The organism is Rathayibacter sp. AY2B5 (genome assembly GCF_002931645.1).
Classification (GTDB): Bacteria; Actinomycetota; Actinomycetes; order Actinomycetales; family Microbacteriaceae; genus Rathayibacter.
This window is the reverse complement of the sequence record NZ_PSUE01000048.1, coordinates 1-8,304: the sequence shown is the minus strand read 5'-3', so window position 1 is coordinate 8,304 and position 8,304 is coordinate 1. Positions and strand designations below refer to the sequence as shown.

Genomic DNA, 8,304 nt, shown 5'->3' with positions numbered 1-8,304 from the left:
GGCCCGACCTGGTGCTCGGCGAGCTGCGCGTCGCGATCGAGTACGACTCCACCGGCCGTCACGGACTCGAGCACGTCGGGCACCGCGAGGAGGCCGACCGGCGGAAGGACCGCGCGCTCCGCTCCGCCGGGTGGGAGGTGGTGCGCGTCCGCACGGGGAAGCTGCTGCCGCTCGGCCCCCACGACCTGGTCGCCACGGGAGTCACGGCCGCGCTGGCAGACCGTCTGGTCGACCGGCTCCGCGATGTCCGCGGTCCGCTGCTCGTCGACGCCTGGGGGCGCTGAGCGCGTCGCGCGGCGGCTGCGGGACGGTCCTCGGGGGACCCGTCCCCGGCGCGCCCTCCCCGGCGCTCCGTCCCGGTGTCCGGCTCGGCGGAGCGGGACCCGCGGATGCAGTGCCGGCGAGCGGGAACCGTCGAGTGGGAGCCGGCGAGTCGGAGCGGTCGAGTCGCAGCCGCCCGCTCGCAGCCGACGCGTCAGAGCCGCAGGGCCAGCGCCTCGCTGCGCCAGCGGCGGTGCAGGGCCCAGGGGTCGGTCTCCCCGGCGCGCACGGTCTCGATGTGGGCGTCGAGCGCGGGGCTGCGCGCGAACCACTCGGTGCGCTCCAAGCGCTCGTCGGCGAACTGGGCGTGCCGGTACTGCTCGAGTGCTCGCCCGCCGCGCTCGAACGCGAGGAGCTCCTCGTGCCGGAGCCGGTGGAGGCGCTGCCGGGGATTGCCGCTGGTGCCGATCTTGATCCGCTCGCCGAAGCGGATGTAGTAGACGACGTCGACCCGGGGCGGCGGGAGCTCGCCGTCGGGTGCGTCGCCGAGCCGCCACTCGCAGGCGGCGCAGAGCCAGGCGGAGGGGAGCCGGACGCCCAGGCGGGACCCGCACGCCGCGCACGGCGAGGGCAGGGCGTCGATCACCCCGTCCTCGCGGGCGACCCAGTCGTGCGCGAGCCCTAGGTGTGCCGCGCAGAGCGCGACGGGGGCGCCCGTCTCGGCCGAGGAGGCGCACCCTCCGATCGCGCACGCTCCCATGCCGCCGACGCTAGGTGCGACCCCCGACATCGCGCCGCCGTCGACCGCGCCGCCGCGAGCACGCAGGAGTCGGAGTGCTCGCTCTCGAGGACGGCGGCACCCGCGCGCTCGCTGCCCGGCGGATCAGCTCAGGCGGTCGACCAGCGACGAGGCGAGGCCCGTGTAGCCGCCCGGCGTCAGCGCCAGCAGGCGCTCCTTCGCCGCGTCGCCGATGTCGAGACCCTGCACGAAGACGGCGAGGTCGTCGGCACCGAGGCGCTTGCCGCGGGTCAGGTCCTTCAGCAGCGCGTACGGGTCGGTGATCGAGGAGCGGCCGGCCGCCACCTCTGCGCGGATCACCGTCTGGATCGCCTCGGCCAGCACCTCCCAGTTGCCGTCGAGGTCGGCGGCGAGGGCGGTCGGGTCGAGGTCGATCTCGAGCAGGCCGCGGGCGATGTTGTCGAGGGCGAGGAGGGAGTGGCCGAACGCGACGCCGATGTTGCGCTGCGTGGTCGAGTCGGTGAGGTCGCGCTGGAGGCGCGAGGTGACCAGGGTCTGCGCGAGCGAGTCGAGCAGGGCGCTGGAGAGCTCGAGGTTCGCCTCGGCGTTCTCGAAGCGGATCGGGTTGATCTTGTGCGGCATCGTGGACGAGCCGGTCGCTCCGGCCTGGGGGATCTGCCGGAAGTAGCCGAGCGAGATGTAGGTCCAGACATCGGTGCAGATGTTGTGCAGGATGCGGTTCGCGTGCGCGGCCCTGCCGTAGAGCTCGGCCTGCCAGTCGTGCGACTCGATCTGGGTGGTCAGCGGGTTGAAGACGAGGCCGAGGGAGGTGACGAACTCCTCCGCGAGGGCGGGCCAGTCGGTGCCGGGGTCGGCGGCGAGGTGCGCGGCGAACGTGCCCGTCGCTCCGCTGAACTTGCCCAGGTACTCCGTCGCCTCGATCTGCGCGACGACCCGCTCGAGCCGGTACGCGTAGACCGCGAACTCCTTGCCCATCGTGGTCGGGGTCGCGGGCTGGCCGTGGGTGCGGCTGAGCATCGACTCGTCGCGGTAGCGGACGGCCAGCTCCCGGAGCGACGCGACGACCGAGCGCAGCTTCGGCAGCCAGATCTCGCCGACGGCCTGGCGGACCACGATCGCGTAGGAGAGGTTGTTGATGTCCTCGCTGGTGGCGGCGAAGTGGGTGAGCTCGGCGATGCGCTGCAGTCCCAGCTCCTCGAGCCACTGGCGGACGAGGTACTCCACGGCCTTCACGTCGTGGCGGGTGCGGGCCTCGAGGGCGGCCAGCTCGTCGATCTCGGGCTGGCCGAAGTCGCGGGCGCGGCGGCGCAGCTCCTCGGCGGTCGCCGCGTCGACGGGCTCGGAGCCGAAGAGGCGGCGGTCGGTCAGCGCCAGCAGCCACTCGACCTCGACGTGCACCCGCGCGCGGTTCAGCCCCGCCTCCGAGAGGTACTCGCCGAGCGACGAGACGGCACCGCTGTAGCGGCCGTCGAGAGGGCTCAGCGGCTGGGTGGGGAGCGAGGTCATGCGGTGGTGCCTTCCGGTTCTCAGGTGTCCTGCGCGAGGGCGGCGCGCGCGTCGGTGGAGTCGGGGCGGACCGAGCGGTTGCCGCGCAGTCCTGGTTCGATCTGGGCGAAGAGGGCCCGGCAGGCGCGCTCGATGAGCGCGAGCACCGAGTCGAACGCCGCCGCATCGGAATAGTAGGGGTCGGGGACGTCGCCCTGCGGGGAGAGGCCGGGCTCGAAGTCGAGCAGGCGGCGGATCTTCTGCCGGTCGACCTCGGTGCGCGCCCAGGAGCGCAGCGCGCGCTCGTGCCCGTGGTCGAGCGCGACGACCAGGTCGAACTCGGCGAAGCGGGACGGGTCGAAGAGCTGGGCGCGGTGGCGGCCCCCGTCGAAGCCGTGTCGCTCCAGCGCCGCGAGGGCGCGGCTGTCGGCGTGCTCGCCGAGGTGCCACTCGCCGGTGCCGGCCGAGCTGATCTCGATCGCGGAGCCGAGCCCCGCCTGCTCCGCCAGGGAGCGCAGCACCACCTCGGCCATCGGCGACCGGCAGATGTTGCCGGTGCAGACGAAGCACACGGCGAAGGCCGAGGGCGCAGGGGAGTCGGGGGTCACCCGCCCATCATGGCGCACCGCGGCTCCTCCACAGCAGGCCGATCGCGGCCGCCGTCCACCGATGGCGCGCGCGGCCTCCCGGGCGGCGGTGGCGCGGCCGATGCTGGCTGCCGAGCCCGCGGTGTCAGTCCTGACGGCGGCGGAGGAAGGGGCGCAGGAGGAGGCCGATGAACCAGTTCACCAGGGCGAGCACGAGGGCGCCGAGCACGCCCCACCAGAAGCCGTCCACGACGAGGCCGAAGCCGAAGAGGCCGCTGATCCAGGCGGTCAGGAGCAGCAGGAGGCCGTTGACGAGGAACGAGACCAGGCCGAGCGTCAGCACGTACAGGGGGAATGCGACCACCCGCACCACTCCGCCGACGACGGCGTTGACGACGCCGAAGATCACCGCCACCAGCAGGTACGTGAGGACCGCCGCTGCGGGGCCCTCCTCGTACGGGTCCACGCGCACGCCCGCCACGACCAGGGTCGTGAGCCAGATCGCGACGGCGTTGGTCAGGAGGCCGAGGAGGAGTCTGCTCATGCCTCCACTATCCCCGCAGGCGGGGCGGGCCGCGAGCCGGGGCTCAGGTGAGGGGCCCGCCGATGGTCGGCTCGGGCGCAGGAGTGCAGAGGCGGGGGTCGTCGGCGCAGGTCCGCGGAGGGAGCACCGCGGTGGGCTCGGGCTGCGGCAGGGGCTCCGCCGTCGGCTGCGGGGCCTCGGTCGGCTCGGGGGCGGGCGCGGGAGCCGGCTCCGGGACGAGCGGCTCGCGCGCCTCGATCACGGCGACGGCGAGCGGAGCGACCGCGGCTCCCGAGGCGAGAGCGCTCCGGAGCTGCTCGACCGCGTCGGTCAGCACCGCCCGCCGGGACGTCGATCCGCGACCGGAGGCGAGGGTCGACGTGGCGAGGCCGAGCACGCGCTCGGCCAGCGCCGTCCGCTGCTCCCCGGCCGCGGTCGTCGCGGTGGTGATGGCGTCGGCCGAGACTCCCTCGAGCGCTGCGTTCAGGGATCCGATCGCCACCAGCAGATCGGTGCGGGCCGCGCCCGCGACGGTGCCGTCGGTCGCGGTGAGGAGCGCGAGCGAGTCGTTCCGCAGCGCGAGGCCGGCCTCGCGCGCGGCGGTGTAGGCCGGGGGAGCGGCGACGTCGATGGACGTCTCCCGGAGAGTCGGGGTCGCCTGCGTGCCCTCCGCGGAGGGCGTGCATCCGGTGAGCGCGCCGGCGGCGATGAGCAGGGCGATCGCGGCCGTGGCGCCCCGGAGGAGCGGGCGCGCACCCCCGCGCCGCTCGGCTCGCCCTCGACTCCGCATCACTGCACCCTAATCGGGGGACGGCCGCCGTGGGCGCCGGTCAGCGGGGCGGTTCGCGCATCCGAGACCCGGGTCGGCCGCACCTCCGGGCCGCACCGGCGGCGCTCGACCGGTGGGAAGGGGGCCCGGCGCACGCCCGTCGAGGGCGGGGGACGGCGCGCGCGGAACGGCGGGGCGCCCGCCGCCGCGCCGCCTAGCATGGGGCGGGTGACCGACCAGCAGGAGCCTCCCGTCCGCCTCCGCCCCGAGATCCTGGCGCTCCCCGCCTACAAGCAGGGCCGCGCGGCCGCCGCCGACGCCTTCAAGCTCTCCTCCAACGAGAACCCGTTCGACCCGCTGCCCTCCGTGCTCGCGCGGGTCCGCGAGGTGGACGACTTCAACCGGTACCCGGACGCGGCGGCGACCGCCCTGCGCACAGCGCTCGCCGCGGAGTACGGCGTCCCGATCGAGGAGGTGATCGTCGGAGCCGGCTCCGTCGCGGTCATCGCCCAGCTCATCACCGCGGCGGCGGGCCCGGGCGACGAGGTCGTCTACGCCTGGCGCTCGTTCGAGGCCTACCCCTCGCTCGTCACGACCGCGGGCGCCACCAGCGTGCGCGTGCCGCTGCGCGCCGACGACACCCACGACCTCGACGCCATGGCGCAGGCCGTCACCGAGCGCACCCGCCTGCTGATCGTCTGCAGCCCCAACAACCCCACCGGCACCGTCGCGACCGCCGACGACGTCGAGGCGCTCCTCGAGCGCGTCCCGGGAGACGTCCTCGTGCTCCTCGACGAGGCGTACGCCGAGTTCGTCGACGACGAGCGGGCCGTGGACGGCACCCGCCTGCTCGGCCGCTACCCGAACCTCGTGATCGCCCGCACCTTCTCCAAGGCGTACGGCCTCGCCGGCCTCCGCGTCGGCTACGCGATCGGCCACGCGCGGATCCTCGACGCCGCCCGCTCCACCGCCATCCCGCTCTCGGTCACCCGGTTCGCCGAGACCGCGGCGGTCGCCTCCCTCGAGCACCGCGAGGAGCTCCTCGAGCGCGTCCACCGCATCACCCGCCTCCGCGACGACCTCTGGCGGGCGCTGCTCGACCAGGGCTGGACGATCCCGGAGCCGCAGGCGAACTTCCTCTGGTTCGACACCCGCGAGGACACGGCGCGGGCGGCCGAGGTCTTCGAGCGCGCCGGGGTCGTGGTCCGCGCGTTCCCGCCGGAGGGGATCCGCGTCTCCGTCGGCGAGGCGCGCTCTGTCGACAAGCTCCTCAGCGCGGCGGCCGAGATTGTGGCTTCCCTCCCCGAGGGCCACCCCGCGAGACGGATAGGTTAGTCGGGTGGTAGCCACCAGCACGGAGTCGCCGACTGTCCAGTTCCTCTCCGCGGACGGGCGGTTCTCGCCGACCCCCGCGGCCGAGCAGTACGCCTCCTACCTCGACGGGGTGGACGAGGCGCAGCACCGCTCCTTCTACCGCGAGATGGCGGTGGTCCGCCGCTTCGACACCGAGGCCGCGAACCTGCAGCGCCAGGGCCAGCTCGGACTGTGGGTCCCGAGCCACGGGCAGGAGGCGGCGCAGGTCGGCTCCGCGTTCGCGATGCGCCCGCAGGACCACGTGTTCCCCTCCTACCGCGAGCACGTCGTCGGCAAGATCCGCGGCATCGACCTGCTCGGCGTCCTCGCGCTCCTGCGCGGCACGACGCACGGGGGCTGGGACCCGACCGACCCGACGAACGGGAACTTCCACCTCTACACGCTGGTGCTCGGCTCGCAGGCCCTGCACGCGACCGGCTACGCGATGGGCCTCACCTTCGACGGAGCGACCGGCACGGGCGACCCCGAGAAGGACGCGGCCGTCGTCGTCTACTTCGGCGACGGCGCCTCCAGCCAGGGCGACGTCAGCGAGGCGATGGTCTTCGCCGCGAGCTACCAGGCTCCCGAGGTCTTCTTCCTCCAGAACAACCACTACGCGATCTCGGTCCCCGTGGCCACGCAGTCGCGCAGCCCCCTCTACCTCCGCTCCTCCGGCTTCGGCATCCCCGGCGTGCAGATCGACGGCAACGACGTGCTCGCGAGCTACGCGGTCACCGCCAAGCACCTGCAGGACGCGCGCTCCGGCGGCGGTCCCCAGTTCATCGAGGCGCTGACCTACCGGATCGGCGCGCACACCTCGAGCGACGACCCGACGAAGTACCGCACCGACGACGAACTCGCCTCGTGGGTCGCGAAGGATCCGATCACCCGCTTCGCCGCGTTCCTGCGGAGCGAGGGCGTGGAGCAGTCCTTCTTCGACGAGGTCGACGAGGAGGCGAAGGACTTCGCGTCCGACATCCGCCGCCGCCTCCTCGCCCTCGAGGTCCCACCCACGGGCGTCATGTTCGACCACGTCTACTCGGAGCCGCACGTGCTCGTCGAGGAGCAGAAGGCGTGGCTGCAGCGCTACGAAGAATCGTTCGGAGGCGAGTGATGACGATCGACACCAGCACGACGGCCGCGCAGCCGCCCCTCACCGGGTCGCAGCTCGAGTCCATGTCCATGGCCAAGGCGCTCAACGCCGGCCTCCGCCGAGCGATGACGCAGGACGACCGAGTCCTCCTGATGGGCGAGGACATCGGCCCCCTGGGCGGCGTCTTCCGCATCACCGAGGGCCTGCACGCCGAGTTCGGGGCGAAGCGCGTGCTCGACACGCCGCTCGCCGAGTCCGGCATCGTCGGCACTGCGATCGGGCTCGCGATGCGCGGCTTCCGCCCGGTCTGCGAGATCCAGTTCGACGGGTTCATCTACCCGGCGTTCGACCAGATCACCTCGCAGCTGGCCAAGATGACCAACCGCCACGAGGGTGCGATCACCATGCCCGTCGTCATCCGCGTGCCCTACGGCGGGCACATCGGAGCGGTCGAGCACCACCAGGAGAGCAACGAGGCGTACTTCGCGCACACCGCGGGCCTGCGCGCGGTCAGCCCGTCGACTCCCAACGACGCCTACTGGATGATCCAGGAGGCCATCGCCTCGGACGACCCCGTCATGTTCTTCGAGCCCAAGAGCCGCTACTGGCCCAAGGGCGACGTCGACCTCAGCGGTTCCGCCGCGCCGCTGCACGCCAGCCGCGTCGTCCGCCAGGGCACGGAGGTCACGCTGGTCGGCTGGGGCCCGATGGTCGCGGTCCTCCTCCAGGCCGCCGAGCTCGCGGGCGAGGAGGGCACGAGCGTCGAGGTCGTCGACCTGCGCTCGCTCTCCCCGATCGACTGGGAGCCGCTGCTCGCGTCTGTCCGCAGGACCGGTCGGCTCGTCGTCGCGCAGGAGGCGTCCGCGAACGTGAGCCTCGGCTCCGAGATCGCGGCGACCGTCACCGAGCGCGCCTTCTTCTCGCTGGAGGCGCCGGTCCTCCGGGTCGCCGGCTTCGACACCCCCTTCCCGCCCGCCAAGGTCGAGAAGCTCTTCCTCCCCGACGTCGACCGCGTGCTCGAGGCCGTCGACCGCTCGCTCGCGTACTGACGCGCGCGACATCCGCCCGCACGAGCCCACAGGAGTCCCCCCGATGACAGAGCAGTTCCTCCTCCCCGACGTCGGCGAGGGTCTCACCGAGGCCGAGATCGTGGCCTGGAAGGTCAAGGTCGGCGACGAGGTGGCCGTCAACCAGGTCCTCGTCGAGATCGAGACCGCCAAGTCGCTCGTCGAGCTCCCCTCGCCGTTCAGCGGCACCGTGGTCGACGTGCTCGTCGACGAGGGCCAGACGGTCGACGTCGGCACCGCGATCATCACCGTCCAGGCCGGAGCCGGCTCGATCGGCTCCGAGGTGCCCGCGATCCCGGCCCACCCCGCGCAGGAGCGAGCGGTACACCGTGTCGTCCGGGCCCAGGCGCAGGCCGTCGTCGTAGCCCCACGGCGAGTGGCCCACGTAGACGTGGAGCGGACCCGA

Annotated in this window: 9 protein-coding genes and 1 pseudogene; 5 read left to right on the top strand and 5 right to left on the bottom strand. The window is 73.4% G+C overall.

Annotation, left to right across the window (positions count from 1 at the left end):
- Positions 1-284: pseudogene (locus C5C30_RS17050) on the top strand (endonuclease domain-containing protein); the annotation flags it as partial.
- Between the two features lie 191 nt (positions 285-475).
- Here the strand turns inward: C5C30_RS17050 and C5C30_RS17045 are convergent.
- The 5 genes from C5C30_RS17045 to C5C30_RS17025 form a co-directional block, all read right to left on the bottom strand.
- A complete protein-coding gene (locus tag C5C30_RS17045; RefSeq protein ID WP_104334170.1) occupies positions 476-1,021 on the bottom strand; it encodes a GIY-YIG nuclease family protein in 546 nt (181 codons plus the stop codon).
- A gap of 123 nt (positions 1,022-1,144) precedes the next feature.
- Positions 1,145-2,527, bottom strand: a complete 1,383-nt coding sequence (purB, locus tag C5C30_RS17040) for an adenylosuccinate lyase (protein ID WP_104237969.1) — start codon at positions 2,525-2,527, stop codon at positions 1,145-1,147.
- 20 nt (positions 2,528-2,547) lie between these two features.
- Complete coding sequence (locus tag C5C30_RS17035) at positions 2,548-3,114, bottom strand: low molecular weight protein-tyrosine-phosphatase (protein WP_181027248.1); 567 nt, start codon at positions 3,112-3,114, stop codon at positions 2,548-2,550.
- Positions 3,115-3,238: 124 nt separating this feature from the next.
- Positions 3,239-3,637: a phage holin family protein gene (locus tag C5C30_RS17030; protein WP_104225199.1), complete on the bottom strand. Its 399-nt coding sequence runs from the start codon at positions 3,635-3,637 to the stop codon at positions 3,239-3,241.
- Positions 3,638-3,680: 43 nt separating this feature from the next.
- The gene (locus C5C30_RS17025; protein WP_104334169.1) at positions 3,681-4,406 is read right to left on the bottom strand and encodes a hypothetical protein; all 726 of its coding nucleotides are present in this window, start codon (positions 4,404-4,406) and stop codon (positions 3,681-3,683) included.
- Positions 4,407-4,604: 198 nt separating this feature from the next.
- Here C5C30_RS17025 and hisC point away from each other — a divergent pair, with 198 nt between their 5' ends.
- From hisC to C5C30_RS17005, 4 genes are all read left to right on the top strand, one after another.
- A complete protein-coding gene (gene hisC, locus C5C30_RS17020) occupies positions 4,605-5,720 on the top strand; it encodes a histidinol-phosphate transaminase (RefSeq protein ID WP_104287790.1) in 1,116 nt (371 codons plus the stop codon).
- A gap of 4 nt (positions 5,721-5,724) precedes the next feature.
- Positions 5,725-6,852, top strand: coding sequence for a thiamine pyrophosphate-dependent dehydrogenase E1 component subunit alpha (locus tag C5C30_RS17015; RefSeq protein ID WP_104247992.1), 1,128 nt, complete (start codon positions 5,725-5,727; stop codon positions 6,850-6,852).
- Between the two features lie 62 nt (positions 6,853-6,914).
- Positions 6,915-7,880, top strand: coding sequence for an alpha-ketoacid dehydrogenase subunit beta (locus tag C5C30_RS17010; RefSeq protein WP_181027250.1), 966 nt, complete (start codon positions 6,915-6,917; stop codon positions 7,878-7,880).
- A 43-nt stretch (positions 7,881-7,923) separates the two neighbouring features.
- The coding region (locus tag C5C30_RS17005) for a biotin/lipoyl-containing protein (RefSeq protein WP_308471030.1) at positions 7,924-8,304 on the top strand (381 nt) is incomplete at its 3' end.